The organism is Nocardioides conyzicola (assembly GCF_039543825.1).
GTDB classification, from domain to species: domain Bacteria; phylum Actinomycetota; class Actinomycetes; order Propionibacteriales; family Nocardioidaceae; genus Nocardioides; species Nocardioides conyzicola.
Genome location: NZ_BAABKM010000005.1, coordinates 209,453 through 235,660 on the forward strand (window position 1 = coordinate 209,453; position 26,208 = coordinate 235,660).

General features: G+C 72.4%; 24 protein-coding genes. 7 read left to right on the plus strand and 17 right to left on the minus strand.

Annotation, left to right across the window (positions count from 1 at the left end; translation table 11 throughout):
* The first annotated feature begins 1 nt into the window (after position 1).
* Positions 2-985, plus strand: a complete 984-nt coding sequence (locus ABEA34_RS22685; protein ID WP_345524021.1) for an aldo/keto reductase — start codon at positions 2-4, stop codon at positions 983-985.
* A 20-nt stretch (positions 986-1,005) separates the two neighbouring features.
* Positions 1,006-1,293, plus strand: a complete 288-nt coding sequence (locus ABEA34_RS22690) for a DUF1330 domain-containing protein (RefSeq protein WP_345524022.1) — start codon at positions 1,006-1,008, stop codon at positions 1,291-1,293.
* A gap of 97 nt (positions 1,294-1,390) precedes the next feature.
* On the opposite strand, the gene ABEA34_RS22695 is transcribed toward ABEA34_RS22690, so the two are convergent.
* The 5 genes from ABEA34_RS22695 to ABEA34_RS22715 form a co-directional block, all read right to left on the minus strand.
* The gene (locus tag ABEA34_RS22695) at positions 1,391-2,107 is read right to left on the minus strand and encodes a hemerythrin domain-containing protein (RefSeq protein WP_345524023.1); all 717 of its coding nucleotides are present in this window, start codon (positions 2,105-2,107) and stop codon (positions 1,391-1,393) included.
* 1 nt (position 2,108) lies between these two features.
* The gene (locus ABEA34_RS22700) at positions 2,109-4,247 is read right to left on the minus strand and encodes an MMPL family transporter (protein ID WP_345524024.1); all 2,139 of its coding nucleotides are present in this window, start codon (positions 4,245-4,247) and stop codon (positions 2,109-2,111) included.
* A gap of 93 nt (positions 4,248-4,340) precedes the next feature.
* Positions 4,341-4,997 carry an ABC transporter ATP-binding protein gene (locus ABEA34_RS22705; protein ID WP_345524025.1) on the minus strand — a complete coding sequence of 219 codons (657 nt, stop codon included), beginning with the start codon at positions 4,995-4,997 and terminating at the stop codon, positions 4,341-4,343.
* Positions 4,990-5,817: an ABC transporter ATP-binding protein gene (locus tag ABEA34_RS22710; protein WP_345524026.1), complete on the minus strand. Its 828-nt coding sequence runs from the start codon at positions 5,815-5,817 to the stop codon at positions 4,990-4,992. The genes ABEA34_RS22705 and ABEA34_RS22710 overlap by 8 nt, the downstream gene beginning before the upstream one ends.
* Positions 5,818-5,828: 11 nt before the next feature.
* Complete coding sequence (locus ABEA34_RS22715) at positions 5,829-8,897, minus strand: FtsX-like permease family protein (RefSeq protein WP_345524027.1); 3,069 nt, start codon at positions 8,895-8,897, stop codon at positions 5,829-5,831.
* Between the two features lie 160 nt (positions 8,898-9,057).
* On the opposite strand from ABEA34_RS22715, the gene ABEA34_RS22720 reads away from it, so the two are divergent.
* Entirely contained in the window at positions 9,058-9,753 is a 696-nt protein-coding gene (locus ABEA34_RS22720) for an SDR family NAD(P)-dependent oxidoreductase (RefSeq protein WP_345524028.1), read from the plus strand.
* The gene (locus ABEA34_RS22725; protein ID WP_345524029.1) at positions 9,750-10,745 is read left to right on the plus strand and encodes an S-adenosylmethionine:tRNA ribosyltransferase-isomerase; all 996 of its coding nucleotides are present in this window, start codon (positions 9,750-9,752) and stop codon (positions 10,743-10,745) included. Before ABEA34_RS22720 ends, ABEA34_RS22725 begins: the two co-directional genes overlap by 4 nt.
* Here ABEA34_RS22725 and ABEA34_RS22730 read toward each other — a convergent pair whose 3' ends face one another.
* From ABEA34_RS22730 to ABEA34_RS22745, 4 genes are read right to left on the minus strand one after another with little or no spacing between them, the layout of a single operon-like run.
* The gene (locus ABEA34_RS22730) at positions 10,746-11,663 is read right to left on the minus strand and encodes a CU044_5270 family protein (RefSeq protein ID WP_345524030.1); all 918 of its coding nucleotides are present in this window, start codon (positions 11,661-11,663) and stop codon (positions 10,746-10,748) included.
* Positions 11,656-12,273 carry an RNA polymerase sigma factor gene (locus ABEA34_RS22735; protein WP_345524031.1) on the minus strand — a complete coding sequence of 206 codons (618 nt, stop codon included), beginning with the start codon at positions 12,271-12,273 and terminating at the stop codon, positions 11,656-11,658. The genes ABEA34_RS22730 and ABEA34_RS22735 overlap by 8 nt, the downstream gene beginning before the upstream one ends.
* Complete coding sequence (locus ABEA34_RS22740) at positions 12,270-13,082, minus strand: inositol monophosphatase family protein (RefSeq protein ID WP_345524032.1); 813 nt, start codon at positions 13,080-13,082, stop codon at positions 12,270-12,272. Before ABEA34_RS22740 ends, ABEA34_RS22735 begins: the two co-directional genes overlap by 4 nt.
* Entirely contained in the window at positions 13,079-13,477 is a 399-nt protein-coding gene (locus ABEA34_RS22745; RefSeq protein WP_425576907.1) for a secondary thiamine-phosphate synthase enzyme YjbQ, read from the minus strand. Before ABEA34_RS22745 ends, ABEA34_RS22740 begins: the two co-directional genes overlap by 4 nt.
* Before the next feature lie 46 nt (positions 13,478-13,523).
* Here ABEA34_RS22745 and ABEA34_RS22750 point away from each other — a divergent pair, with 46 nt between their 5' ends.
* Complete coding sequence (locus tag ABEA34_RS22750) at positions 13,524-14,309, plus strand: GNAT family N-acetyltransferase (RefSeq protein WP_345524034.1); 786 nt, start codon at positions 13,524-13,526, stop codon at positions 14,307-14,309.
* On the opposite strand, the gene ABEA34_RS22755 is transcribed toward ABEA34_RS22750, so the two are convergent.
* From ABEA34_RS22755 to ABEA34_RS22780, 6 genes are all read right to left on the minus strand, one after another.
* Complete coding sequence (locus tag ABEA34_RS22755) at positions 14,306-14,977, minus strand: thioredoxin-like domain-containing protein (protein ID WP_345524035.1); 672 nt, start codon at positions 14,975-14,977, stop codon at positions 14,306-14,308. The two genes, ABEA34_RS22750 and ABEA34_RS22755, sit on opposite strands and share 4 nt — an antisense overlap.
* Positions 14,977-15,276, minus strand: coding sequence for an MTH1187 family thiamine-binding protein (locus ABEA34_RS22760; RefSeq protein ID WP_345524036.1), 300 nt, complete (start codon positions 15,274-15,276; stop codon positions 14,977-14,979). The genes ABEA34_RS22755 and ABEA34_RS22760 overlap by 1 nt, the downstream gene beginning before the upstream one ends.
* Positions 15,273-15,749 carry a SigE family RNA polymerase sigma factor gene (locus ABEA34_RS22765; protein WP_345524037.1) on the minus strand — a complete coding sequence of 159 codons (477 nt, stop codon included), beginning with the start codon at positions 15,747-15,749 and terminating at the stop codon, positions 15,273-15,275. Before ABEA34_RS22765 ends, ABEA34_RS22760 begins: the two co-directional genes overlap by 4 nt.
* Positions 15,736-17,058: a hypothetical protein gene (locus tag ABEA34_RS22770; RefSeq protein ID WP_345524039.1), complete on the minus strand. Its 1,323-nt coding sequence runs from the start codon at positions 17,056-17,058 to the stop codon at positions 15,736-15,738. The genes ABEA34_RS22765 and ABEA34_RS22770 overlap by 14 nt, the downstream gene beginning before the upstream one ends.
* Before the next feature lie 127 nt (positions 17,059-17,185).
* Positions 17,186-20,008: an aconitate hydratase gene (locus ABEA34_RS22775; protein WP_345524040.1), complete on the minus strand. Its 2,823-nt coding sequence runs from the start codon at positions 20,006-20,008 to the stop codon at positions 17,186-17,188.
* 252 nt (positions 20,009-20,260) lie between these two features.
* A complete protein-coding gene (locus ABEA34_RS22780) occupies positions 20,261-21,097 on the minus strand; it encodes an SDR family oxidoreductase (protein WP_345524041.1) in 837 nt (278 codons plus the stop codon).
* A 139-nt stretch (positions 21,098-21,236) separates the two neighbouring features.
* Between ABEA34_RS22780 and ABEA34_RS22785 the strand changes: the two genes are divergently transcribed.
* Positions 21,237-22,352: an SGNH/GDSL hydrolase family protein gene (locus ABEA34_RS22785; protein WP_345524043.1), complete on the plus strand. Its 1,116-nt coding sequence runs from the start codon at positions 21,237-21,239 to the stop codon at positions 22,350-22,352.
* Entirely contained in the window at positions 22,349-23,032 is a 684-nt protein-coding gene (locus ABEA34_RS22790) for a hypothetical protein (protein ID WP_345524044.1), read from the plus strand. The genes ABEA34_RS22785 and ABEA34_RS22790 overlap by 4 nt, the downstream gene beginning before the upstream one ends.
* Here ABEA34_RS22790 and ABEA34_RS22795 read toward each other — a convergent pair.
* Both ABEA34_RS22795 and ABEA34_RS22800 read right to left on the minus strand, forming a co-directional pair.
* Complete coding sequence (locus ABEA34_RS22795) at positions 23,010-24,152, minus strand: class I SAM-dependent RNA methyltransferase (RefSeq protein WP_345524046.1); 1,143 nt, start codon at positions 24,150-24,152, stop codon at positions 23,010-23,012. The genes ABEA34_RS22790 and ABEA34_RS22795 overlap by 23 nt on opposite strands.
* On the minus strand, positions 24,149-26,197 hold the full coding sequence (locus ABEA34_RS22800) for an APC family permease (RefSeq protein WP_345524048.1): 2,049 nt from the start codon (positions 26,195-26,197) through the stop codon (positions 24,149-24,151). The genes ABEA34_RS22795 and ABEA34_RS22800 overlap by 4 nt, the downstream gene beginning before the upstream one ends.
* Positions 26,198-26,208 lie beyond the last annotated feature (11 nt).

Below are 26,208 nucleotides of genomic sequence, written 5' to 3' on the forward strand. Positions count from 1 at the left end.
GATGCGCTACCGCGAGATCGGCTCCCACCCAGACCGCAAGCTGAACGTCAGCGTGATCGCCCTCGGGGCGATGCTGATGGGCAGCCGCACCGACGAGGCCACGTCGTACGCCATCCTGGACCGCTTCGTCGAGGCCGGCGGGACGTTCATCGACACCGCCAACAACTACGCGTTCTGGGTCGCCGGCGACAACATGGGCGGCCAGAGCGAGGAGCTGCTCGGCCGGTGGCGCAAGGACCGTGGGGTCGGCGACGAGCTCGTGATCGCGACCAAGGTCGGCGGCCGCCCGCTCGAGCCCGGCCACGACTTCTCGAAGGGGATGGAGGCACTGACCGCAGCCACCATCCGCGAGTCGGCCGAGCGCAGCCTGGAGCGGATGGGCCTGGACCGGCTCGATCTCTACTACGCCCACGTCCAGGACCTCGACGTCCCGCTCGAGGAGCAGGTCGAGGCCTTCGGGCAGCTCGCCGCCGCCGGCACCGTCGGGCTGCTGGGCGCGAGCAACCACTGGGCCTGGCGGGTCGAGCGGGCGCGCACCCTGGCGGCCGCCGCCGGGCTCCCGGCGTACGACGTGCTGCAGTACTCGCACTCCTACCTCCGGCCGCGCACGGACCAGCCCGCGCTGCGGGCACCCGAGGGGAACGCCGGGACCGCGAGTGCCGAGATCCAGAGCCTGGTGCGGGACGCCGGGCTCCACCTGGTCGCCTACTCCCCGCTGCTGGGTGGCGCCTACGTCCGCGACGACAAGCCGATGCACGCGAGCTTCGACCACGCGGGCACACCGCCCCGGCTGGCCGCCCTCGCCGAGGTCGCCCGCCAGACGGGTGCGACGGCCAACCAGGTGGTGCTGTCCTGGCTGATCGGCGGTGAGCTGCCCGTCGTACCTCTCGTCGGTGCGTCCTCGGTCGCCCAGCTCGACGAGACCCTGGCGGCGGTCGACCTGGAGCTGACGGCCGACCAGCGGGCGCTGCTCGACGGCGCGTAGGCCTCGGGCAGGATGTCGTCATGAGCGCCTACTGGATCAGCATCTACCAGGAGATCACCGACGAGGCCAAGCTCCAGGCGTACGCCGAGCTGGCCGGCCCCGCCCTCGAGGCGGCCGGTGGCACCTTCATCGCCCGCGGGTTCCCCGAGCAGACCTACGAGGCGGGGGCGAAGACCCGCACGGTGCTGATCGAGTTCGCGTCGGTGGACGCGGCGCGGGCCGCCCACGACAGCCCGGCGTACGCCGACGCACTGGCCGCCCTCGACGGCGGCGCCGTGCGCGACATCCGGATCGTGCCGGGGGTGTAGACGACGACCTCCACGGAGCGATAGCCACGGACGAGATGGCTGTTCCGGACCGTGCCGAGCAACCATCTCGTCCGTGGGTACGCCGACGCGACGCCCCTCAGGCGAACCGGAACGTCCGCGCGTGCCGCCGGGCGAACCGGCGACGGGTGAGCCGCCAGATCACCCGGAAGCCACCGCCACCGGCTTCCCGGAAGACCCGCTCCAGAGCCTCCCGCGGGACGCCGTACGCCGCCCACGGGACGAGCCGGGCGGCCTGGGCGAGCGTGAGGTCGGGTGCGTGCTCCTCCTCGATGCTGGTCCACTCCTCCTGCGTGAGCAGACGCTGGATGATCGCGATCGCCTCGGTCTCCTCGTGGGCCAGGTGCCGACGCAGCGACTCCCGAGCCGCGCACACCCGGACGACCAGGGCCGCCCGGGCGTCCTCGTCGGCGTGCTGGGTGAGGCGCCGGAAGCCGGTCGCGCACCCCTCGAGCAGCGGGTCGATCTCGCCGTGCTCGGCCTCCATCGCGTGCAGCGTGGCGACCTCCTCAGGTGTGCCCCGGCTCTCCAGCGCGGGCCACACACCGGCGTCCTCGATGGTGTGGTGCTCGTGCAGCGCCTCGGCGAAGAGCTCCCAGCGCTCACCGAGCAGCGCCCAGGTCGCCCGCTCGGCGGCGGGCGTGTTGCGCACCGCCGCCGAGAAGAGGTCCAGGTCGCGCCGGAAGGCGTGGTGCATCACGTACATCATCCGCATGTCGATCGGCCCGTCCGGGGCCGCCACCTGGCCGGGCAGCCGCAGCTGTCGCGGCCAGGTGGGGTGGGTGGTGGTCGACATCTCAGGCACCGACCTTCGCGTCCTCGGCCTCGTCGAGCTCGGTCCACAGGTCGGCGTCGTCCTGGTCCGCCTCGATCGTGGGCAGGAGGCGGTCCAGCCAGGCCGGCAGCCACCAGTTCCACTTCCCGAGGAGCGTCATGGTCGCGGGGACCAGGACCATCCGCACGACGGTGGCGTCGAGCACGATCGCGACCGCCATGCCGAAGCCGAGCTGCTTGACCACGGTGTCCGCCTCCGTCGAGAAGCCGAGGAAGACGACGACCATGATCGCGGCGGCGGAGGAGATCACCCGGCCGGTCGCGGCCAAGCCGCGCTCGACGCTGCCCGTGGCGTCGCCGGTGCGCAGCCAGTCCTCACGGATCCGCGACAGCAGGAAGACCTCGTAGTCCATCGACAACCCGAAGAGGATCGCGAAGTTGAGGATCGGGATCCAGCTCGAGACGGCCACCGCGTGGTCGATGCCGAGCAGGCTTCCGCCCCAGCCCCACTGGAAGACCATGGTGAGCACGCCGTACGACGCGGCGATGGACAGCAGGTTCATCGCCGCCGCCTTCACGGGGACGACGACCGAGCGGAACATCATCGCGAGCAGCAGCACCGACACGGAGACCACGAACCCGACGACGATCCAGAGCCTCTCGGAGAGCATCCCCGAGAGGTCGGCGAACATCGGCGTCGTGCCGGTGACCTCGACGCCGGCCGGGAGGTCGTCCCGCAGCGCCGTGACGAGCTCGGAGGTGCGCTCGTCGGAGGGGCCGGTGGTGGGCTCCGCGTCGAAGACCGTGATCGCGCCGTCCGGGGTGGTGAACGCGGGGGTGACCCCGGCGATGCCCGGGTGCTCGGCGACCTGGTCGGCGACGGCCTGCGGGTCGGCCCGGGTGGGGTCGACGACGATCGTGAACGGGCCGTTGGCACCGGCGCCGTACTCGTCCGCGATCAAGTCGTAGGCCTGGCGCACCGAGGTCTCCGTGCTGTTGCTGCTGCCGTCCTGCGGCCAGGTGCGCATGCCGAGGACGGGAGCGGCGAGCAGGAGCAGGAAGACCAGAGCGGCGAGGGCCGCCGCGACCGGGCGCTTGACGACCTGGGCCGCCCAGCGCGCGGTGAGCGGCGCCTTCCGGCTGCGCGGGGGCAGGCCCCTGCGCACGCGTCGCGGCATCAGCCGTCGGCCGGCCAGCCCGCACAGCGCCGGCACCAGGGTGAGTGCCGCGGCGAGCACGGAGACGACCGCGATCGCCGTGGCGTAGCCGAACGTCGAGTAGACCGGGAGGCCGCCGAGGCGAAGGCCCATCAGCGAGATGAGCACCGTCAGCGAGGCGAACACGACCGAGCGGCCGGCCGTCGCCATCGCCCGCCCCGCCGCCTCGCGCTTGTCGAGGCCCTCACCGAGGAACTCCACATGCCGGGTGACCAGCAGCAGGGCGTAGTCGATGCCGACGCCGAGGCCGACCATGGTGGCGACGGTCGGGGCGGCCGTCGAGACGTCCATCGTGGCAGCAAGCAGCGTGACGCCCGCCGAGCCGACGGCGAGGCCGGTCAGCGCGACCGCCAGGGGCAGGCCGGCTGCGACGACCGAGCCGAACGCGATGATGAGCAGCGCGAGCGCGGCGATCACACCAGCGAGCTCTCCGGTGCCCTTCATCGTGGACTCGGCACCGCCGGGGAGCTCGCCGCCCAGCTCGGCCTGGAGGCCGGCGTCGCGGAGCGGCTGGATCGCGTCCACCAGCGGGTCGTAGCCGTGGGCGCCGACGAGGTCGTCGTCGGTGACCGGCACGTCGTACCCGATCGTGACGAGCGCGGTGTCGGTGTCCGCGGAGAGCCGCGGCTCGCTGACCGAGCTGACGTGGTCGAGGCCCGTCAGCCGCCGGACCAGGCCGTCGAGGTCAGCGGCCTGGAGGGGGTCGCCCTCGCGGTCGTGGACGACGACCTGCGCGGTGGCGCCGCCGCCGTGCGGCACGTGGGCGCGCAGCTGCTCGACGCCGGCCTGCGCGCGGGCCTGCGGGACGTTGTAGTCGTCGTGGGTGGTGCCCCCGAAGGCGCCGGCGAGCACGAAGGCCGCGACCACCACGACGAACCAGGCGGAGATCGTCCGCCACGGGTGCGCCGCGGTGCTGTGGCCGAGGCGGTAGAGGATGCGTGACACGGTGAGGCTCCCAATCAGAGGTGTTCTGGTGGGAGGACTCTGACGCCGGCTTCTTGAGGCCGACTGGGAGCCGACTTGGAGCCTGCGGCCGGGCTAGCGGAGCGGGCGCACCCAGGTGGCCACACCCTCGTCGAGGTGCAGCTCGCCGTCGGTCTGCTCGGCGGCCTCGGGGTCGTGGGTGGCCATCACCACGATCGCGCCGCGCAGCGCCTCGCCGCGCAGGGCGGCCACCATCCGCTCCCGGTTGGCCGCGTCCAGGTCGCTCGTCGGCTCGTCGGCGAGCAGCAGCCGCGCCTGCGCCCCGAACGCCCGGGCGAGCGCGACCCGCTGCTGCTGCCCGCCCGAGAGCTCCTCGATGAGGTGGTTGCCGCTCTCCTCGAGGCCGACGAGCGCCAGCGCCTCCTCGGTACGGCGGGCCGCCTCCCCCGCCGGCACGCCGACGGCGAGCAGCGGGACCAGGACGTTCTCGGCCGCCGTCAGCGAGGACGCGAGCCCGTTGCCCTGCGGCACGATCGCAACCCCCAGCGCGGCCGCCTGTTCGCGATCCGTCAGGTCGGTGCCGGCGAGGACGACCTTGCCCGCACTCGGCCGGAGCGCGGCACCGAGCGCCCACAGCAGCGACGACTTGCCGGCACCGGAGGGGCCGGTGACCGCCACCAGCTGACCCGGCTGCAGCATCAGGTCGACGGCCTGGACGGCCACGAGGTCGCCGTACCGGACCTCCACGCCCTGGACCAGGAGCTCATGCATCGGTGTCCCTCGCTTCCGGCAGCAGCGTGTAGGTGCCGTCCTCCTGGAGGTGGAAGCGCACGAGCGTGCCCGGCGCCAGGTGGTCCCGGACGTGCAGCGGCAGCGGGAGGAAGCCGTCGGGCGTGACCACGGCGTACTCCTCGCCGCTGCGTCCCTCGCCGCCGACCCGGCCGTCACGGATGGTGATCGTGCGGGGCAGGAACGCGGCGACGTCGGGGTCGTGGGTCACGAGCACCACGGTGGTGCCGAGCTCGCGGTTGAGCGCGGCCATCCGGTCCAGCACCAGGTCGCGCGCGCTGTGCTCGAGCTGGCTGGTCGGCTCGTCGGCGAGCAGGAGGCCGGGGCGCGGGGCCATCGCGACGGCGAGCGCGGCGAGCTGGAGGTGCCCGGGGCTGAGCTCGCTCAGGGGCCGGTCCGCCTCGGCCACCAGTCCGACCGCCGCCAGCACCTCCGCCGGGTCGGGGACGTCCTTGCCGGCCTCGCGAGCGGCACCCTGGGCGAACCGGACGTTCTCGAGCGGGGTGAAGTAGGGCAGCAGGTTGCGGCCCGCTCCCTGCAGCATCAGCGAGACCTCGAGTGCGCGCAGCTCGTCGAGCTGGCGGGCCCCGGCCGACGACAGCTCCACGGAGCCGACGAACACCTTGCCCGCACTGGGTCGGAAGACGCCGGCCAACAGGCTCAGCAGCGTCGACTTGCCGGCGCCGGAGGGGCCGAGCAGCCCGACCATCTCGCCCGCGTTGACGTCGAGGTCGACGCCGGAGAGCGCCGCCACCTCGTGGCCCTCGGAGCGGTAGATGTGCACCAGTCGCTGGGTGCTCACACGGAGACCTGTCACATCGTCTCCCGGAGTCGTGGCAGCTCGGCGCGCGCGGCCAGCGCCCGGCCGATGAGCACGCTGCCGGCGCCGAGCACGACGAGCGACAGTGCGACCGCGACCAGCACCGCCCACCAGGCCGTGTCGAGGTCGAGCGTGGACACCTGGGGCGCGGTGGCGAAGAGCGGCACGATCGGCATCGCGAGCTGGGCGCCGAAGATCCCGGAGACGCCGCCGGCGACCACGCCGACGAGCACGGCCGGGAGCTGGGCCGCCACGGCGATCGACCGGATCGACCGGCGGGGCACGCCGCTCATCCGCAGCGCGGCGAAGTCGCGGGTGCGGAAGCGCCAGCCGCTGACCGCGCTGACCACCAGCACCAGCAGGGCGATCAGCAGCGCCACGCCGCCGACGAGGGCGGCGAGCTGCAGGCTCCAGGCGGCGACGGACTCGTCGTACGAGCGCTCGATGTCGCGCAGGGTGGTGGTCTGCGCGACGGCGATGCCGCGGTCGGACAGAGCGTCGGTGACACGGTCGAGCAGAGCGGGGTCGTCGTCGCCGAACCAGACTTGGACGCGGTCGGTCGCGAGCACCGGCCGTCCACGTTGGAGCGACTCGAGGTCGGTGACGAAGGTGTGGGGCTCGGAGGCGGGCACCCGGGCGAGGGAGCCGACCTTGGCAGCGGGCTGGGCTTCGCCGTCCAGGCCGGTGAGCGTGAACTGGTTGCCGCTGCCACCCGGCGGAAGCGGCCCGGCGACGAGTGCCGGGACGATGGTCGGCAACCAACGCTGCTGCATGGTCATGGGCGACACGCCCTGACCCTGGAAGGTCACCGTCAGCTCGTCGGGCGTCGTGGAGCTCGGCGAGACGTGGCCGGTCTCCCGCGTGTAGAACTCGGTCCACTGCTCGGCAGGCCCGAGCGGCACCACCTCGCCGGAGGGTCGCGCGGTCAGGTTGCGCAGCGTGACCCGGCCCTCGATGGTCGCCCCGGGCAGGGAATCGGTCCACACGCCGGTGACGTGGCAGCCCTCGGAGCAGCTCACCAACTGGTGGAAGTGCCGGTGGGCGCTCTTCGCCGCGAAGGTGCCCAGGGCCGTGTGCAGCGTCTCGCCCGACTGGTTGACCAGGTCGAGCCCGAGGGTCACGGGGGTGCGCTTGTTGTCGACCCGCGTCGACGTCAGCGTGGAGTCGTCGACATCGATGTCGAGCTCGGTCCCGGTGATGTCGATCGGCTTCGCATCCGGCGGGGCCAACTTGTCCCAGAGGGCGTCGGAGGGTCCGCCACCGGGGAAGAGGGCGATCTTGCGGAAGGACGACGCCACGATCGCCAGCGTGTCCGGGGCGTCGTTGCCAGGCGGGTGCACGCGTACGACGGGGGTGAGCTCGTCGCCCTCCGGGTCGATGTCGGCGAGCGCGGCGCGGATGTCGGCGAGATCGTTGCTGTCCACGTCGAGCACCCGCGGCGCACCGGCCTGCTGGGCCGCGGCGGTGGCCCGGTTGCGCTGCCCGACGATCAGGGCGTCGGCGGAGAACACCGCCAGCGCCGAGGCGAGGGTGACGATCGCGATGATCCGCCGGGTGGCAGGGCTCCGCGCGGCGTCGAGCATGCTGACTCCGACACGGACCCGGCCCCGGCGCAGCTGACGGCGGCCGTAGAGCGCGGCCGTCGGGGTGGTCAGGTGGGCGAGCAGCAGGCCGACGACGATCGCCAGCAGACCGGGCGCGGCGAGCGCGACCGGGCCGTCCAGGCCACCGGTGGCGAACACGACCACGATCCCGCCCGCGCCGGCGATGACGATGGCGTCGGCGGCACCGAGCGCCCAGCCGGTGGCGCGCGGCGGCACCCTGCGCAGCAGGCGCTCGACGGGCTCGCGGACGACCCGGCTCACCGCGACCAGGGTGACGCTGGTGAGCACGACGGCGGCCGCGGCCACGGCGGCCAGGAACGGCCAGCCCAGCTCGAACGGCGGGTCGCCGGGCAGCAGCACCGCCCGGGCGAACCACGAGGCGACGACCGCCAGCAACGCACCCGGCACCAGGGCCAGGAGGGTGATGGGGAGCAGCTCGGCGAGCAGCAGCCGCCGTGCCCCGTGCCGGCCCCGACCGCGCAGCCGGGCGAGGGCGACCTCGGGCCGGCGCTGCTCGGTGATCGCCAGCAGGATGAGCCAGAGCACCACGACCGCGAGCAGGCACAGCTGCGCCATCAGCAGCGGCACGGTGACGCGGGACTGGTCGATCTGGTCCTGGACGCCGTGCGCGAGGTCCGGGAGGCCGGAGACCACCTTGACCGGCGTCACTCCGACGTCGGGTCGACGGTGCGCGAGACCGTCGACCACCGGGCCGAGCGCGAGGAGCTCGTCGACGCCGACAGCGTCGTCGTCGACGAGGTAGCCCGCACTCGAGGAACGGGCCTCGACCACGGCGTTGTCGAAGCTGTCGCGGGAGGTGATCCAGACGTCGTGCTGCGGCGGCGCGGGCGCGCCGGTCGAGATCACGACCCCGGATCGACCGGTCAAGGACTGCCCGAACCAGTAGTCGCTGACCTGCTGCTCGTAGACGCCGACGACCTTCAGTCGCGCCACGCTCGAGGAGCCGTTCTGGTTCGTGGCGCCCGCGATGCGGACCGTCGAGCCGACGTCGAGGCCGAAGTTCTCCACGTCCGCGGCGCTGACGGCGATCTCGCCGGGACCGTCCGGACACGCGCCGTCGGTGAACGACAGGTGGTCGCACTGTCCGCTGCGCCAGGTCAGGTCGCCGTAGGGGTCGGTGAGCCCGCCGGGCAGCACTCCCGCGTTCGCCGCGTAGCCGAGGATCGGCTCGTGGAAGTCGGAGCGGTACGCCGCGGGGAGCTGGTCCGCGAGCTGCTCCGGCTGGGGCAGCGGGCCGGCGTCGTAGAAGTCGTCCCCGGGCGTCATCGACAGCTGGACGCTGGTGTCGGTCACGGTCGCGCCGGAGAGCGTGATGTCGGTGAGCGCCTGCTGCATCGCCCGGTAGTAGAGCGGGGCGAAGGCGGCGCACGCGGTCATCAGGGCAGCGAGGGCGGCAACCGCAGCCGCCTGCAGCGGCCGGTACCGCCAACGCTTCACCCGTCAGTCCCCCGTCACGTTCCGGACCTGTCCCACCACAACCGGGACAGACTCTCACACGACCGCCGACGCGGCCCCCGCCCTGGGCCTTGACTTCAAGTTCGCTTCAACTTGCACCCTCCTGAGAACGGAACGTGATCCGACCGAGGAGAGACCGCCCATGCCTGTCGCCGTCATCACCGGAGCCTCCCAGGGGCTCGGCCTGGCCCTCGCCCGCGCCCTCGCGTCCGCCGGCTGGTCGGTGGTCGCCGACGCGCGCGACGCCGTACGCCTGCAGGAGGCGGTCGCGGACCTGCCGGGGGGCCCGCACCTCGCCGTACCCGGCGACGTGACCGACTCCTGGCACCGGGGCGCCCTGGCCGCGTCGGCCAGCGACCTCGGGGGCGCCGACCTGCTCGTCAACAACGCGAGCACGCTCGGCGCCAGCCCGCTCCCCCGCCTCGCCGACCTCGACCCGGACACCTACCTGCGGACCCTGGACGTCAACGTCGTGGCGCCGGTGGCGCTGGCGTCGTTGCTGCTGCCGCAGCTGCGGGTACGGCGCGGCCGGGTCCTGAACATCACCTCCGACGCGTCGGTGGAGGCGTACGAGACGTGGGGCGGCTACGGCTCGTCCAAGGCCGCGCTCGACCACGCGACGCGGGTGCTGGCGGCCGAGGAGCCCGACGTGCGCGTGTACGCCGTGGATCCGGGCGACCTGCGGACCGCGATGCACCAGGCGGCGTTCCCCGGCGAGGACATCGGTGACCGGCCCGAGCCGGCGTCCGTCGTGCCGCACCTGCTGACGCTGGTCGTCGGCGACCTGCGCAGCGGCCGGCACCGGGCCGCGGACCTCGAGCCGGTCGTCAGCGTATGACCGCCGTGGTCCGCGAGGCCGCCGTCCCACCCGAGGCCCGCGGGGTCGCCCGCGACGGGGTCCGGCTGGCGGTCGTGACCCCGGACGCCACGACGCACACGACCGCGGCCCACCTGCCCCAGCACCTGCGGCCCGGCGACCTGCTGGTGGTCAACACCAGCGCCACGCTCCCCTCGGCACTCGCCGGGGACGGCTGGGGCGTCCACGTCTCGACGCTCCTCGACGACGGCAGCTGGGTGGTCGAGCTCCGGCAGCCCGACAACAGCGGGCCCGCGACGCCGGTGCCGGGTGAGGTGCTGCCGCTGCCCGGCGGCGTGTCGCTCCGGGTCGTCGAGCCGCACCCGGCGGGGCAGACCCGGTTGTGGCGGGCCCGCCCGTCGCCGGAGGTGGACCGGGTGGCGTACCTCGGCCGCTGGGGCCGCCCGATCCGCTACCGCTACGTGCACGGCGAGTGGCCGATCGAGGCCCTCCAGAACGTCTACGCCCGGCACCCCGGCAGCGCCGAGATGCCCAGCGCCGGCCGGCCGCTGACCGAGCGGCTGCTCGTCTCCCTGATGGCGTACGGCGTGGTGGTCGCTCCGGTCGTGCTGCACACGGGAGTCGCCAGCCAGGAGAAGCACGAGCCGCCGCAGCCGGAAGAGTACGCCGTGCCGGCGGCGACCGCCCGCCTCGTCGGCTCGACGCGGGCGGCCGGTCGCCGGGTGGTCGCCGTCGGCACCACGGTGGTGCGAGCGCTGGAGTCCGCCGTCGCTGGCGGCCGGGTGGTGCCTAGCGCCGGCTGGACGTCCCTGGTCCTCGACCCGTCCCGCCCGACGCAGGTCGTCGACGGCCTGCTCACCGGGCTGCACGAGCCGGAGGCCAGCCACCTGCACCTGCTCGCAGCGGTCGCCGGCCGGCCGCTGGTCGACCGGGCCTACGCCGACATCAGCGCGCCCGATGCGCCGCCGTACCTCTGGCACGAGTTCGGCGACACGATGCTGCTGCTCCCGTGATCAGCGGTGCTGCCCGGGCTCGTCGACGACGACCGCATCCGTGACGGTGTCCTCGTACCAGGTCTGCCCGGCCGTGACGGCGAAGCCCTTCGCACCCCCGATGCGCCCGGCCTTCAGCGCGGTCACCCGCACCCCGCGGTAGGCGTAGGTGTCGGGGTCGAGCAGCAGCTCGCGGCGGCTGGCCACCCCGCTCGGGTCCGCCGCCCCGTCGCGGGTCACGGCCAGCACCGCGTCGCCGAGCAGGTCGGGCTCGGCGTCGTCGTCGACCGTCACGCCCGGGATGGTCGCCAGCGCCCGGAAGAGGTCCGCGCGGGCATCGGCCGGCAGCACCGGCTGCCCGAGCGCGTCGAGGACCGCGGCGAAGTCGCGCGCCGCCCCGCTCGCACCGTGGGCGTCGGTCAGGCCGCTGTCGCGCAGCGCCGCCAGCAGGGCGGCGGGTGCGTGGGGCAGCCGCGCCGCGCCGTCGTACCACTCGGCGGGCGACGCTACGTCCGGGTCGTCCACCAGGTCCTGGACGTGGAGCCGCTCGGGGTGGTCGGAGGGCGCGTCGGCGTACTGCGTGCCGTCGAACCGGGTCCACCCGGCACCCGGCACCATCTGGAAGGGGCCGCCGTCGGTGGCGCCGCCGTACACCGTCTCGAAGACCCACTGGTCGTCGCGCGGCCGCGGCACCGGTTGGCCGGCGGCGACGGTGGCCGCCCGGCCGAGGACCGTCGCGGTGCTCGGCGAGGCCGCCGGTCCCGCCTGGAGGGCGAAGGCACCGGCGGCGATCGTCGCGACCGCGGCCACCGCAGCGGGCCACCGGCGGGACAGCCGTCGGTGCGGCGTCATCGCGTCCATCAGGGCGTCACGGGCGGTGGTCGGTGCACCGAGGGGTGCGTCGGCGCGCAGCTCGCGCACCAGGGTCAGCTCATCCATGGGGTCCTCCACGGGTCTCGAGTGCGGTCAGCGGGCGGATGGCGACCCGCTCCGTGCCCGGCGACAAGGTCGTGCGCACCGTGCGGCGTGCGCGGTTGAGCCGGGACCGCACGGTCCCAACGGGGAGCTGAAGGGCGGCGGCGACCTCGGCGTAGCTCAGCTCCGCCCAGGCGACCAGCAGCAGCACGTCGCGGTCCCCGGCGGAGAGCTCGGAGAGGGCGGCGGCGAGCTCCCGGTTCAGCGCCTGCGCACTGACCCGGTCGTCGGCTCCGTCCGACCACTCGCTCGCCACGGGGTCGACCCCGGTGCGGGCGAAGGCGCGCAGCCCGCGGATCTCACTGCGCCGGTGCTTGGCCGCCAGGTTGCTCGCGATGCCGAAGAGCCACGGCCGCGCGCTGGCCGCCGCCAGGTCGAACCGGGCCCGGGCACCGAACGCGGCCACGAAGGTGTCGGCGGTCAGGTCGTCGGCGACGTCGCTGCCGAGGCGGCGCCGGAGGTAGCGATGGACGTCGTCGGCGTGGCGGGAGTAGATCTCCGCGAACGCCGACGGGTCGTGGACGGACGCGGCCACGACCTGCGGGTCGGAGGGTGGGGGGTCAGGGGTGCTCACACCTGTTGTTTCCCGATCCCCTCGACCGAGTTCACGCAGAGGGCCAGCACCCGCGCGTGCGTCTCCTCGTCCGCCGCCACGACCAGACCGCTGCCGCCGTCCGAGTCCACCTCGGCACCGCGCAGGTCGGTCACGACGCACCCGGCCGCGCGACAGATCGCTATGCCCGCGGCGAAGTGCACGTTGTCGACGAACGTCCCGTCGGTGACGTACGCCGCGCGCCGGCCGGCCGCCACCCACACGAGGGCGAGCGTCGTCGACAGCACCCGCCCGCCGTACCGCCGCCGGAAGTCGGGGTGCCCGAGCAGAGCGGCGGGCCGGAACCGGCCGGGGTCCGGGTGGACGGCGTCCAGGTTGACGTCGACCAGCGCCGTGACCGACGACGGCACCAGACGGGTGTCGGCACCGCCCGAGCGCAGCCACGCGCCGTCGGTGTCCGCCCAGAACACCTCGTCGGCGATCGGGTCGGCGGCGGCCGCGGCGGTGACGACGCCGCCGTCGCGGAGCGCGACGTTGACCGCGATCAGCGGGGTCTGCGCCGCGAAGTTGAGGGTGCCGCACAGCGGGTCGACCAGCCAGGTCCGGCTCGCCCCGTCCGGGCCGGTGCGTCCGCCCTCCTCCCCCAGGATCGCGTCACCGGGGCGGGCGGCGCGCAGGACCTCGAGGATCGCTTGCTCGGACGCGAGGTCCGCGGTCGTGGCGAAATCGGTCGCCGACTTGGCGAAGCGCTCGACCGGGACGCCGTAGTGCGCGCAGACGATGCCCGCACCGGCCTCGGCGGCGGCCACGGCCAGCTCGGCGTCGCTCACGCGCTGCGCAGGAACGAGAACCGGACCTCGCGCACGGAGTTGTCGACGTTGAGGTCGACCAGGCAGATGCTCTGCCAGGTGCCGAGCGCGAGCCGGCCGTCGAGCACCGGGACCGTGGCGTGCGGCGGCACGATCGCCGGCATCACGTGCGAGCGCCCGTGCCCGCGGCTGCCGTGCCGGTGGCGCCAGCGGTCGTCGGCGGGGAGCAGGTCACCCAGCGCGGCGAGCAGGTCGTCGTCGCTGCCGGCGCCGGTCTCGAGGATCGCGATGCCCGCGGTCGCGTGCGGCACGAAGACCTGCAGGAGCCCGTCGCCCCGGCCCGCGACGAAGTCACGGCACTCGTCGGTCACGTCGAGCACGACCTCGTCGTGCCCGGTCCGAAACTCCACCGTCATCGAATCCATAGGACCATCGTGACATCGAGCGGCTACGTTCCCGCGCATGGAAGTCCTGTCGTGCGGGTGGCGCACCGACCTCGCGATCCTCGCGTTGTCCGGCAGTCAGGTCGAGCACCACCCGACGTACGTCGTGGTCCGCACGCCCGACAACCCGGGCTACCGGTGGGGCAACTTCCTGCTGCTGCGGCGTACGCCACTGCGACGCGACCTCGGGATGGTCGAGGACCTGTTCGCCCGCGAGCTCCCCGGCATCACGCACCGCGCGTTCGGGGTCGACGCCCCGGACGGGAGGACCGCCGACCTGGTGCCCTTCGCCGACGCCGGCTACACCGTCGAGATGTCCGTCGTCCTGACGGCCACGACCGTGCTCGCTCCCCCGCGGCCCAACACCAACGCCCGGGTCCGGCCGCTGGCGGGCGACGACGACTGGGCCCAGCGCGTCGCCCTCGACCTCGCGTGCCACGACGGCGGCTCGACCGGCTTCGGCACCTTCACCCGCCTCAAGGCCGAGGCCGAGCGGCGGCTGACCGAGACCGGCGAGAGCGCCTGGTACGGCGCGTTCGACGAGGGCCGGCTGGTCGCCACGATGGGGATCGTGCGGGCCGGCACCCGGGTGGCCCGCTTCCAGGAGGTGCAGACCCACCCCGAGGCGCGCGGTCGCGGCGTCGCCGGCACGCTGGTGCACGCGGCCGGCACCGACGCCTTCCGCCGGCTCGGCGCGACGTCGCTCGTCACCGTCGCCGACCCGGACTACCACGCGATCCGCATCTACCGCTCCGTCGGCTTCGTCGACGCGGAGGTCCAGCTGACCGCCGAGCTGGTCCGTTAGACGTCCGTGCCGGACTGCCCGGTCCCGCCGTCCGCCTCGTGCACCCCACCGGCGCAGGACGCCATCGGCTCCGGCGCGGTCTCGCCGCCGCCGTACGTCGTGATGAAGAGCGGGAGCCGGGGGTCGTCCGCACCGGTCAGCGCGAGCTGCTTGCCCCAGACGGTGACGACGACCGGTGCGCTCAGGCCGGGGTACGGCGCGAGGATGCCGTTCTGCGGGAGCTCGTCGGCCAGCGCGGCGACGTCGTCGGCGTCCAGGTCGGGGTCGTAGCTGATCCAGACCGTGCCGTGCTCGAGGTCGTGGACCGCGTTCTCCTCGCGCAGCGGCTCGTCGTACGCCCCGCAGTCCAGCCACACCGGCGCGTGCTGGCCGCCGACCGGAGGGCTCTGGGGGTAGTCGACGTCGTCGGTCGTGTGCTCGTTGGAGAGGCCGTCGTACGACTTCACGGCACTGAGGTCCTTGCTCACCGGCTCCTCGTCGTCGACGAGCATCGGCACCGCGACGGCGAGCGCGACCACGATGGCGACGGCGACCGCGGCCAGTGCGATGACCGGGCCGCGGGAGGATCGCGGCGGCTCCGGCCCGAAGGACGCCAGCAGCGTCGGCTCGCTCGGCGGCGGCTCGTACCCCGGAGGAGGGTACGACGGGGGCGGTGGGATCTCCGACATCACTCGCCCAGCAGTCGTTCGACCCGCTCCACCTTGGCCGTGAGCTGGCCGTCCCAGCCGGGCCGGATGTCGGCCTTGAGCACCAGCCCGACCCGCGGCGAGACCGCGGCCACGACGTCGACGGCCTTCTTGACGACGGCCATCACCTCGTCCCACTCCCCCTCGATGTTGGTGAACATCGCATTGGTCTCGTTGGGCAGCCCGGACTCGCGGACGACGCGTACGGCGGCGGCCACCGCCTCGGAGACGCTGCCGGTGTCGTCGCCGGTGGACGGGGAGATGCTGAACGCCACGATCATGGGGCAACGGTATCCAGCGACTCCGCACGCAGCCGGACGAGGGCGTCGCGGGCCTGGGACTTCACGGTCCCGACGGAGATGCCGAGCACCCGGGCGGTCTCCGCCTCCGTGAGGTCCTCGTAGTAGCGCAGCACGATCACCGCACGCTGTCGCGGCGCGAGCCGGCCAAGCGCCCGCTGGAGCTCCACCCGGTCGGCCGCCGGCCCCTCCACGGAGGTCTCCGGCACCTGGTCGGTGGGCACCTCCCGCCACCGCCGGCGCCGCCAGCGACTGATGCTCTCCCGGGCCAGGACCTTGCGGACGTACGGCTCCGGGTGGTCGGCGATCCGCCTCCAGTGCGGCACCGCCTTGATCAGCGCGACCTGCACCAGGTCCTCGGCGTCCTCGTGCGACCCCGTGAGGAGGTACGCCGTCCGCAGCAGCGCGCCCCGCCGCGCCGCGACGTACTCCTCGAAGGAGTCAGGCGCGGACACGGCGCCTCCAGAGGACCAGCGCGATCGCCGCGGCGAGGCAGACCAGGACCGAGAGTGTCGCCGTGGCGCGAGGGTCCACTGGCGATGGCGGCTCGACCGCTTCAACCGACGGCGCGTCGAGCAGGTCGGTCGCGAACTGCCAGGATCCGCCGTAGGTGTCGACGGGGAACCTGACCAGCTCACGGGCGGTCCCGGTCGAGATGGAGACCCGGTAGAGCGCACTCTTGCCGTCGAAAGGCCCCTTCACCCTCCGTAACGTCACGATCGTGTCGGGGTCGATCCAGTCGACGACTCCGAAGGTCTGACCGGACCTCGGCACCTTCGTCAGATCACCCGCGACCCCGGCATACACCTGATGAGGATTGCTGTTGCCCGGGACCAGGGCGATCCGCCTCCCGGACGCGTCCGGAGACACGTAGTGGAGGCTGCCGATGGCGCCCGAAGAGTCGGGCACCTCGATGAAACGAGCGCCGGTCGGGTCCGCCACGTCGACCATGAGGTGTCCGCGAGAGGGACGGTCGGAGAATGTGCCGACCAGGATGCGCCCGTGTCCGGCGCCCTCGAGGTGGAAGCCAGGTTCGACGCCGGCGACCGGGCGTGGCTCTCCACCGACTGACCAAGCCGCGACCGGCCCGAACGACGCGCTCGACTGGTCCATCCCGGAGGCATCGTCGCCGCCCCGGATCTGGCCCGCCGAGAACACCACCGTGGACGTGTCTGCCCAGGTCAGGAACTCCGGGCTCAGGCCGTGCGGCGTCGTGATCCAGTGCTGCGCCACGTCCCCCGTCCGGAGGTCGTAGACCGCCACGCCCGTGATCGGCCCCGACTCCGAGAGCGGGGTGCCGGTCGTCGTCCCCCTCAGCCAGTACGCGATGTGCTGACCGTCGGGCGCCAGCTCGGCACCGCCGTTCTCGAGCTCCGCCCCCGGGAGGTCGACGAATGCGTACTCACCGGATGAAGCGGAGATCCCGACCACGGCCGAGTGCGCCCCGGTCCAAGTCCCCTTGTCGGCGCTCGACAGCGCCACCAGCTGTCCCGGCCTGTCCGTGGACGGCAACCAGGGGCTCGGCGCCCATACCCGGTCGGGCAGCCCGACGGTGCCCCTGGCCGGGGTCGGCTCGGGAGCCGAGCGCTGCCAGTCGACCCCGACGATGACGGCGAGCAGGAGGACGGCCGCCGCGACGATGCCGAGGGTCCCGGCGCGCCGTACGAGATGCACGCGCCGACCCCGCTCCCAGAGATCGGGCACAGGCCCGCCCGCCGGTGCCTCCTCGGCCAGGTCGGTCAGCCGGTCGTGCAGCGTGGTCATGAGGTCCTCCGAGGGGTGATCACACCACTACTCACGCCACCGCGCCCGGAAATGGAGGGGTCCGAAATGCCGAGTCGGCGCCAGTTTGCACCCAGAAGGTGAAACTGGCGCCGACTCGGCGGTCAGATCAGGCCGACTGGGCCTTCAGGTTGCGCAGGACGTACTGCATGATGCCGCCGTTGCGGTAGTAGTTCGCCTCGCCGGGGGTGTCGATGCGGACGACCGCGTCGAAGGTGACGTCGCCGGCGGTGACCTTCACCGTCTTCGGCGTCCGACCCTCGTTGAGCTCGGTGATGCCGGAGATCGAGAAGGTCTCCTCACCGGTGAGGCCGAGGGACTCGGCGTTCTGGCCCTCGGGGAACTGCAGCGGGATGACGCCCATGCCGATCAGGTTGGAGCGGTGGATCCGCTCGTACGACTCGGCGATGACCGCCTTGACGCCCAGCAGCGAGGTGCCCTTGGCCGCCCAGTCGCGCGACGAGCCGGAGCCGTACTCCTTGCCGCACAGGATGACCAGCGGCGTGCCGGCGGCGAGGTAGTTCTCCGACGCCTCGAAGATCGTGCTGACCGGAGCGTCGTCGAGCGTGAAGTCGCGGGTCCAGCCGCCCTCGGTGCCGGGAGCCAGCTGGTTGCGCAGCCGGATGTTGGCGAAGGTGCCGCGGATCATGACCTCGTGGTTGCCCCGGCGCGAGCCGTAGGAGTTGAAGTCGCGACCCTCGACGCCGTGCTCGGCGAGGTACTTGCCCGCGGGCGAGTCCTTCTTGATCGCGCCGGCCGGGCTGATGTGGTCGGTCGTGACCGAGTCACCCAGCTTGAGCAGGACGCGAGCGCCCTCGATGTCGGTCACGGCCTCCGGCTTCTCCGGCATGCCGTCGAAGTACGGGGGCTTGCGGACGTACGTCGACTCCGGGTCCCAGGCGAAGGTCTTGCCCTCGGGGGTCGGCAGCGACTGCCAGGCCGCGTCGCCGGCGAAGACGTCCTGGTAGCTCTCGTCGAACATGTCGGAGTTGATCGCCGCGGCGATGACCTCCTCGATCTCGGTCGGCGTCGGCCAGATGTCCTTCATGAAGACGTCGTTGCCGTCCTGGTCCTGGCCTAGCGGGTCGTTGAACAGGTCGACGTCCATCGAGCCGGCCAGCGCGTAGGCGACGACCAGCGGCGGGGACGCGAGGTAGTTCATCTTGATGTCCGGGTTGATCCGGCCCTCGAAGTTGCGGTTGCCCGACAGCACCGAGACGACCGCGAGGTCGTTGTCGTTGACGGCCTGGCTGACCTCGGGGATCAGCGGGCCGGAGTTGCCGATGCAGGTCGTGCAGCCGTAGCCGACGAGGTTGAAGCCCAACTTGTCGAGGTACGGCGTCAGGCCCGACTTGTTGTAGTAGTCGGAGACCACCTTGGAGCCGGGCGCGAGGGTCGTCTTGACCCACGGCTTGCGCTCCAGGCCCTTCTCGACGGCCTTCTTGGCGAGCAGTGCCGCGCCGATCATGACCGACGGGTTGGACGTGTTGGTGCACGACGTGATGGCGGCGATGGTGACCGCGCCGTGGTCGAGCTCGAACGACGTGCCGTCGGCCAGGGTGACCTGGGCCGGGTTGCTCGGGCGGCCGGCGCCGGGCGCGACGGTGGCGTGCTCCAGCTCGTTGGGCGGGGCCTCACCGTGGCCGTTGGACGGCGCGTCGGAGGCGGGGAAGGACTCGGCCACGGCCTCGTCGTACCCGTTCTGATCGCCGGAGTCGTCGACGTAGTCGGCGAGCGCCGTACGGAAGGAGTCCTTGGCCTCGGACAGCGAGACGCGGTCCTGCGGGCGCTTGGGGCCGGCGAGCGAGGGTACGACGGTCGCCATGTCGAGCTCGAGCCGCTCGGAGAAGCGCGGCTCGGCGTCCGGGTCGTGCCAGAGGCCCTGCTCCTTGGCGTACGCCTCGACCAGCGCGAGCTGCTCCTCGGAGCGGCCGGTGAGCTTGAGGTACTTGGTGGTCTCGGCGTCGATCGGGAACACCGCGATCGTGGAGCCGAACTCCGGGCTCATGTTGCCGATGGTGGCGCGGTTGGCCAGCGGCAGCACGGAGACGCCGGGGCCGTAGAACTCGACGAACTTGCCGACGACGCCGTGCTTGCGCAGCATCTCGGTGATCGTGAGGACGAGGTCCGTCGCGGTCGCGCCCTCGGGCAGGTCGCCGAAGAGCTTGAAGCCGACGACCCGCGGGATCAGCATCGACACGGGCTGGCCGAGCATCGCGGCCTCGGCCTCGATGCCGCCGACGCCCCAGCCGACCACGCCGATGCCGTTGACCATCGTGGTGTGGGAGTCGGTGCCGACGCAGGTGTCGGGGTAGGCCTGCAGCTCGCCGTCGACCTCACGGGTGAAGACCGTGCGGGCGAGGTGCTCGATGTTGACCTGGTGCACGATGCCGGTGCCCGGCGGGACGACCTTGAAGTCGTCGAAGGCGCCCTGGCCCCACCGCAGGAACTGGTAGCGCTCGCGGTTGCGCTCGTACTCGATCTCGACGTTGCGCTCGAACGCCTCCGGCGTACCGAAGACGTCGGCGATCACGGAGTGGTCGATGACCATCTCGGCGGGCGCGAGCGGGTTGATCTTGGTCGGGTCGCCGCCGAGGTCGGCCATCGCCTCACGCATGGTGGCGAGGTCGACGACGCACGGGACGCCGGTGAAGTCCTGCATGATCACGCGCGCCGGCGTGAACTGGATCTCCTTGCTGGGGTCCGCGTCCGCGTCCCAGCCGGCGATCGCCTTGATGTCGTCGGCCGTGATGTCGGCGCCGTCCTCGGTGCGGAGCAGGTTCTCCAGCAGCACCTTCAGGCTGAACGGCAGGGACGCGACGTCCAGGCCCTCACCCTCGACCGCGTCGAGGCGGAAGATCTCGTAGGACTTGCCGTCCACGTCCAGGGTGCTCTTGGCACCGAAGCTGTCCTGACTGGCCACAGCAGTCATCTCCTGATGTCTCGTCGTCGTCCAGATCGCTGATCCCATCCTGCCGCCGCCGTCGAGCGAGGGAAAAGCAAGGCTCCCCTAACTCGGTCACGGGGACGGCCTGACGGGATATCTCTTGACATCAAGATACATGACGTCGAGCCGAAACCGAAGCCCGACCCGGGGTTCTCGTGGCAAACCCGCGCGACACGCCGCGTCCGACCGGCGTCTCGCGCGGGTTTCACCGGGTGCCCGGTGAAACCCGCGCCCCGGTCAGCCCTGAGCCAGCTCGGCGTTGGGCTGCCACTCCCGCCAGCTGGCGAGCCGCGACTCGTAGTCGGCGGTGGCGATGCCGAGGGGCGCGGAGCCGAGGAACGCGCGCAGCGGGGGCTCGTCGGCGTCCACGATCGCGAGGACCGCCGCGGCGGAGGCGGTCGGGTCACCGGGCGTGCCGATGCGGGCCTTGCGGGCCTCGGCGACCTGGGCGTGCAGCTCGGCGTACGCCGGGAGCTCCTCCGATCGCTTGGACGACGAGCCGCCCCAGTCGGTCGAGAAGCCACCCGGTTCGATCAGGGTGACGTGGATGCCGAAGCCGGCGACCTCCTGCGACAGGGCCTGGGAGAAGCCCTCGAGCGCCCACTTCGACGCGTGGTAGGCACCGACCAGCGGGAACGCCGAGATCCCGCCGATCGACGACACCTGGAGGATGTGACCGGAGCCTTGCTCGCGCAGGAACGGCAGCGCCGCCTGCGTCACCCACATCGCGCCGAAGACGTTGGTCTCCATCTGGTCGCGGAACTCCTGCTCGGTGAGCTCCTCGACGAAGCCGAAGTGTCCGTAGCCGGCGTTGTTGACGACGACGTCGAGCCGACCGAAGTGCTCGTGCGCCTGCCGTACGGCGGCGAAGTCGGCCTCACGGTCGGTCACGTCGAGCTGCAGCGGGAGGAGGCTGTCGCCGTACTTGTCGACGAGGTCGTCGAGGGTGCTGGTGTCGCGGGCGGTGGCGGCGACACGGTCTCCGCGCTCGAGGGCGGCGATCGTCCACTCACGGCCGAAGCCACGGGACGCGCCGGTGATGAACCAGGTCTTGCCTGAGGTCGGGGAGGTCATGCTCCGAACGTACGACCTGGAGCGCACTCCAACTCAAGGCCGGCGAACGGGACGAACGCTCCTGGGACCGGCGACCTGGGCCCATATCTGGGCCCAGCGGCCCTGTCCCGTCGAGGGGGACTCGGCCAGGCTGCCCAGCATGCGCATGCGCCAGGGATCGGGTCGTGGCGACGACGGACAGAGCACGGTCGAGTACATCGGGCTCGGCGTCGTCATCAGTGCGCTCATCGGCACGCTGCTCGCGACCGGTCCCGGGGTGCTGGACCGGGCCCAGGCAGCCGTCGACGCGGTGTACTGCTCGATCGCCGGGAACGCCGGCTGTGGTGACCAGGCCTCGGCCGGGCCGCGCGCCGCCGCCAACGATCCGACCGGGGGCTCCCCCACCGGCCCCGACGCCGCACCGAGCGCGACGACCTCCACGTACGCGCCGGAGCCCCTGACGCCGCGCGGGATCGCCGAGTCGGGTGACTACGTCGCACTCGGCGACTCCTACTCGTCCGGCGAAGGCGCCTACGACTACCAGCCCGGCACCGACCAGGACAACAACAGGTGCCACCGCAGCGGCAACGCCTACGGCCAGCAGGTGTACAACGGCGGGAACTTCGCCGGAGGCTTCAGCTTCGGTGCCTGCTCCGGCGGCGTCGTCGAGGACTACTTCGGCCCGAACCAGGAGAACGTGGGCGAGCAGCCACAACGCGACCTGATCACCGAGAACACCTCGCTGATCACCATCAGCATGGGCGGCAACGACTTCGGGTTCGCCGACGTGCTGAGCCACTGCGTGTTCCACGGATGCGCGAACGACGCGTATCTGGCCCAGCTGCGGGATCGGATCGCCGCAGAGTCCGACCAGCTCGTCGAGATGTATCGCGACATGCGCGAGCGGGCGGGCGACGGCACCCGGATCGTCGTGGTCGGCTATCCGCACCTGTTCGACGTCGACGGCAACCACGGCCTGTCCCTGTCGTCGCCCATCACCGCGGCTGAGCGGCGCTTCCTCAACAACATGAGCGACATGGCCAACCAGGCGATCCGCGGCTCGATCGCCAAGGCAGACTCCGGGATCGAGTTCGTGGACATCCGCGGCGCGTACGCGGGCCACGAGATCGGCACGGACGACCCGTGGATCCACGACCTGTCGCTGCACTGGGACTGGGGGAACACCGGACCCAACCCGTCCAGCTTCCACCCCACCCAGGCCGGGCAGAACGCGATCCGCGACGCTGTGAACCATCAGATCGATGAGGGACCATGAGCAGCAAGATGATGACCATGACGAAGGGGGCCGCCGTGCTGCTGGCCGTGCTGCTCGCCACCGCCGCCTGCGGCGACGCCGGCAGCACCACGGGCACGGATCCGGCGCCGGCTGCTGGCCCGACGGGAACGCCCTCGCCCTCGACGACGGAGACGACGGACCCGACGGAGGACGCAGTGAGCGGAGGCGAAGCGGCCGACGCCATCCTCGACGAACGCCGGCTACCGGCAGGGTGGCGGTATGCCACCGGCGAGCAGACCCTCGGCGTTCCCGAGATGTGCGGCGTGGTCCTCGAACCTCCTGCGCTGAGCAGCTTCGCCACCCAGCGCTTCACCGCGGACTACGCCGGCCCGTTCGTCATCCAGCACTCCTTCGTCTCCTCCGACGAGTCCGCGACCGCGGAGCGGATGGCTGCGTGGGCGAAGGCTGCGGCCACCTGCACCACGTGGACGACCGAGGGCACCGAGCTGACCGTCTCCACGATCACGGACCTTCCCGACGTCGGCGAGGACTTCGGCGCGGTGCACGCCGAGGTGGAGCGCGACGGCGTCGTGCAGCAGCGCGACTACGTCGCCTGGCGCGACGGGACGCGGGTGACCGTGCTCATCGCGTACGGCGCCACCGACCTGCCGACCCACGCCGAGCTGGCCGAGATCATCACCGCGATCGCCGGTCGGTGACGCCCGAGGGCTCCAGCAGCGCCACGCACTCGATGTGGTGCGTCATCGGGAAGAGGTCGAAGCCGCGGAGCTCGCGCAGCCGGTAGCCGAGCTCGGCGAAGATCGCCAGGTCGCGGGCCAGCGCGGCCGGGTCGCAGGCGACGTACGCCACCGCGCGCGGGGCCCGGTCGACCACCTGCTCGACGACGGCGCGGCGCGCGCCCTCGCGCGGCGGGTCGAGCACCACGAGGTCGAAGGGCTCGTCGTACGACGTGGTGAGCACCTGATCGACCGACCCGGCGCTGACGACCAGCCCGGGGCAGTTGCGCGCCGACAGGGCCGACGCGGTGCGGTCGCCCTCGATCGCGACGACGCGGCCGGACTCCCCGACGGCGTCGAGCAGGAAGCGGCTGAAGAGGCCGACGCCGGCGTAGAGGTCGAGGCAGCGCTCCCCCGGCTGAGGCGCGAGCATCTCGAGCACGGTGGTCACCAGCACGTCAGGCGCACCGGGGTGCACCTGCCAGAAGCCCTCGTCGGCGACCTCGAAGGAGCGCCCGAGCGCCGTGTGGTCCGACGACGGCCCCTCGAGCAGGCAGGTCTCGACCGGGATCAGGTCGTGCGAGCGGTGCTTGCGCATCGCCCTGCCGCCGTCCGGGAGCCGCGCGTAGCGCTGCCGCGACCGCCAGTGCAGCCCGTCGACGTCGCCCGGGACCGCCTCCACCTCGCCGTCCCAGGTGATCCCCGCGAGCCGGGAGAGCTGCTCGCGGACCACGGCGGTCTTCAGCCCGCGCTGCGCCGGTAGTGCCACATGCTGGAAGTCGCAGCCGCCGCAGAGTCCCGGCCCGGCGTACGGGCACGGCGGGGTGATCCGGTCCGCCGACGGCTCGAGCACCTCGACGGCGTCGCCGCGCCAGAACCGGTCGCCGTCGGTGCCCTCGGTGATCTCCAGGACGACGCGCTCGCCGGGGATCGCGTGCCGCACGAAGACGACCCGCGCCTCCGGCGGATCCAGCCGTACGACGCAGTGGCCGCCGTGCGCGACCGGCCCGACGACGGCCTCGAACCGCTCACCGACCCGGGAGGCGCCCCGCGCCTGCTTGGCGCGTGGTCGACGCGAGCCGCGCCACTGGGAGCGGCTCATTTCTGGATCTGGCGGTCTTTGCCGGAGCGGGTGGGGACGTTGCCCATCCGCAGCTCCGAGGGGCGCACCCACACGCCCTCGCGCTCCTCGCGCTCGCGGGCCAGCTCCGAGGACCGCAGCTGGTAGGGCACCGAGGTGACCATGACGCCCGGGGCGAAGAGCAGCCGGCCCTTGAGCCGCAGCGCGGTCTGGTTGTGCAGCAGCTGCTCCCACCAGCGCCCGACGACGTACTCGGGGATGTAGACCGAGACCACGCCGCGGGGGTTGGCCTTCCGGATCTCCATCGCGTACTCGACGATCGGCCGGACCAGCTCGCGGTAGGGCGAGTGCAGCACCTTGAGCGGTACGTCGATGTTGCGCTCGTCCCACTCCTCGAGGAGCCGGTTGGTCGCCTCGGCGTCGACGGACACGTAGACGCCCTCGAGCACGTTGGGGCGGGTCGCCTTCGCGAAGGCCAGCGCACGCAGCGTGGGCTTGTGCAGCTTGGAGACCAGGACGATGGCGTGCACCCGGGTGGGCAGCAGCTTGTCCTCCTCGTCGGCCGCCAGCTCGTCGTTGACGTTGTCGTAGTGACGGCGGATCGCCCGCATCAGGATGTAGAAGACGATCATCGCGAGGATGGTGATCCACGCACCGGCGAAGAACTTGGTGATCAGCACGATCACCAGGACCACGGCGGTGAAGGTGAGGCCGACGGCGTTGATCACCCGGGAGCGGTACATCCGGCGGCGTACGGCGGGGTCGCGCTCGGTCTTCAGGTGCCGGGTCCAGTGCCGGATCATCCCGAGCTGGCTCAGGTTGAACGACACGAAGACGCCGACGATGTAGAGCTGGATCAGCCGGGTCGGCTCCGCGTTGAAGATCTGGATCAGGATGATCGCCATCACGGCCAGGAAGACGATGCCGTTGCTGTAGGCCAGCCGGTCGCCGCGCGACGCCAGCGCCCGCGGGGCGTAGCCGTCCTTGGCCAGGATCGAGCCGAGGACCGGGAAGCCGTTGAACGCGGTGTTGGCGGCCAGCACCAGGATGACGCCCGTGACCGTGACGACGAAGTAGAAGCCGGGCGAGAAGTCCTGGAAGATCGCCTGGGCGATCTGGGCGATCGCCGTGTGCTGGTCGTAGTCGTCCGGCACCGGCTGTCCGTTGAGCGTCAGCCGGTCGACGTCGTCGGGGTCGACCAGCTGCAGGCCCATCTGCTTGGCCAGCACGATGACGCTGAGCATCATCGAGATCGCGATCGCACCCAGCAGCAGCAGCGTGGTCGCCGCGTTCTTGCTCTTCGGCCGCCGGAAGGCCGGCACGCCGTTGGAGATCGCCTCGACACCGGTCAGCGCCGCACAGCCGGACGAGAAGGCCCGCGCCAGCAGGAAGATCAGCGCGAACGTCGTCATCGAGTCGCCGTACCCGGGCTCGGCGGACATGTCGAGGTCAGCGCTGGCCACCTTGGGCAGCGTGCCGGCCGCGAGCTCGAAGAGCCCGTAGGCGCACATGCCCAGGATCGCCACCATGAAGGCGTACGTCGGGATCGCGAAGAACGTGCCCGACTCCCGGATGCCGCGCAGGTTGAGCGCGGCCAGGACGATGACGAGCGCCGTGGCGAACGTCGCCTCGTGCCCGTTGAGCGGGCCGATGGCGGAGGCGGCGTACTGCGCCCCCGACGAGATCGACACCGCGACCGTGAGCACGTAGTCGACCAGCAGGGCGCTGCCGACGACCGTGCCGGCCTTGGAGCCGAGGTTGACGGTCGCGACCTCGTAGTCGCCACCGCCGCTCGGGTAGGCGTGCACGGTCTGGCGGTAGGACGCCACGACCGCGGTCATGACGATGGCGACGGCGATGCCGATCTTCCAGGACCAGACGTACGCCGACGCGCCGGCCAGCGACAGCATGATGAAGACCTCGTCCGGGGCGTAGGCCACGGACGAGAGGGCGTCGCTGGCGAAGACCGGCAGGGCGATGCGCTTGGGCAGCAGGGTCTCGCCCAGCTGCGAGCTGCGCAGCTTGCGGCCGAGCAGCACCCGCTTCGACACATCGCCGATACTCACGAGCCGAAAGG

Bases quoted from the DNA above. Each gene is read 5' to 3' on its own strand.
- ABEA34_RS22685 (WP_345524021.1), top strand. From the start codon at position 2: ATGCGCTACCGCGAGATCGGCTCCCACCCAGACCGCAAGCTGAACGTC.
- ABEA34_RS22690 (WP_345524022.1), top strand. From the start codon at position 1,006: ATGAGCGCCTACTGGATCAGCATCTACCAGGAGATCACCGACGAGGCC.
- ABEA34_RS22695 (WP_345524023.1), bottom strand. From the start codon at position 2,107: ATGTCGACCACCACCCACCCCACCTGGCCGCGACAGCTGCGGCTGCCC.
- ABEA34_RS22705 (WP_345524025.1), bottom strand. From the start codon at position 4,997: ATGCATGAGCTCCTGGTCCAGGGCGTGGAGGTCCGGTACGGCGACCTC.
- ABEA34_RS22720 (WP_345524028.1), top strand. From the start codon at position 9,058: ATGCCTGTCGCCGTCATCACCGGAGCCTCCCAGGGGCTCGGCCTGGCC.
- ABEA34_RS22725 (WP_345524029.1), top strand. From the start codon at position 9,750: ATGACCGCCGTGGTCCGCGAGGCCGCCGTCCCACCCGAGGCCCGCGGG.
- ABEA34_RS22730 (WP_345524030.1), bottom strand. From the start codon at position 11,663: ATGGATGAGCTGACCCTGGTGCGCGAGCTGCGCGCCGACGCACCCCTC.
- ABEA34_RS22745 (WP_425576907.1), bottom strand. From the start codon at position 13,477: ATGACGGTGGAGTTTCGGACCGGGCACGACGAGGTCGTGCTCGACGTG.
- ABEA34_RS22750 (WP_345524034.1), top strand. From the start codon at position 13,524: ATGGAAGTCCTGTCGTGCGGGTGGCGCACCGACCTCGCGATCCTCGCG.
- ABEA34_RS22755 (WP_345524035.1), bottom strand. From the start codon at position 14,977: ATGTCGGAGATCCCACCGCCCCCGTCGTACCCTCCTCCGGGGTACGAG.
- ABEA34_RS22760 (WP_345524036.1), bottom strand. From the start codon at position 15,276: ATGATCGTGGCGTTCAGCATCTCCCCGTCCACCGGCGACGACACCGGC.
- ABEA34_RS22770 (WP_345524039.1), bottom strand. From the start codon at position 17,058: ATGACCACGCTGCACGACCGGCTGACCGACCTGGCCGAGGAGGCACCG.
- ABEA34_RS22775 (WP_345524040.1), bottom strand. From the start codon at position 20,008: ATGACTGCTGTGGCCAGTCAGGACAGCTTCGGTGCCAAGAGCACCCTG.
- ABEA34_RS22780 (WP_345524041.1), bottom strand. From the start codon at position 21,097: ATGACCTCCCCGACCTCAGGCAAGACCTGGTTCATCACCGGCGCGTCC.
- ABEA34_RS22785 (WP_345524043.1), top strand. From the start codon at position 21,237: ATGCGCATGCGCCAGGGATCGGGTCGTGGCGACGACGGACAGAGCACG.
- ABEA34_RS22790 (WP_345524044.1), top strand. From the start codon at position 22,349: ATGAGCAGCAAGATGATGACCATGACGAAGGGGGCCGCCGTGCTGCTG.
- ABEA34_RS22795 (WP_345524046.1), bottom strand. From the start codon at position 24,152: ATGAGCCGCTCCCAGTGGCGCGGCTCGCGTCGACCACGCGCCAAGCAG.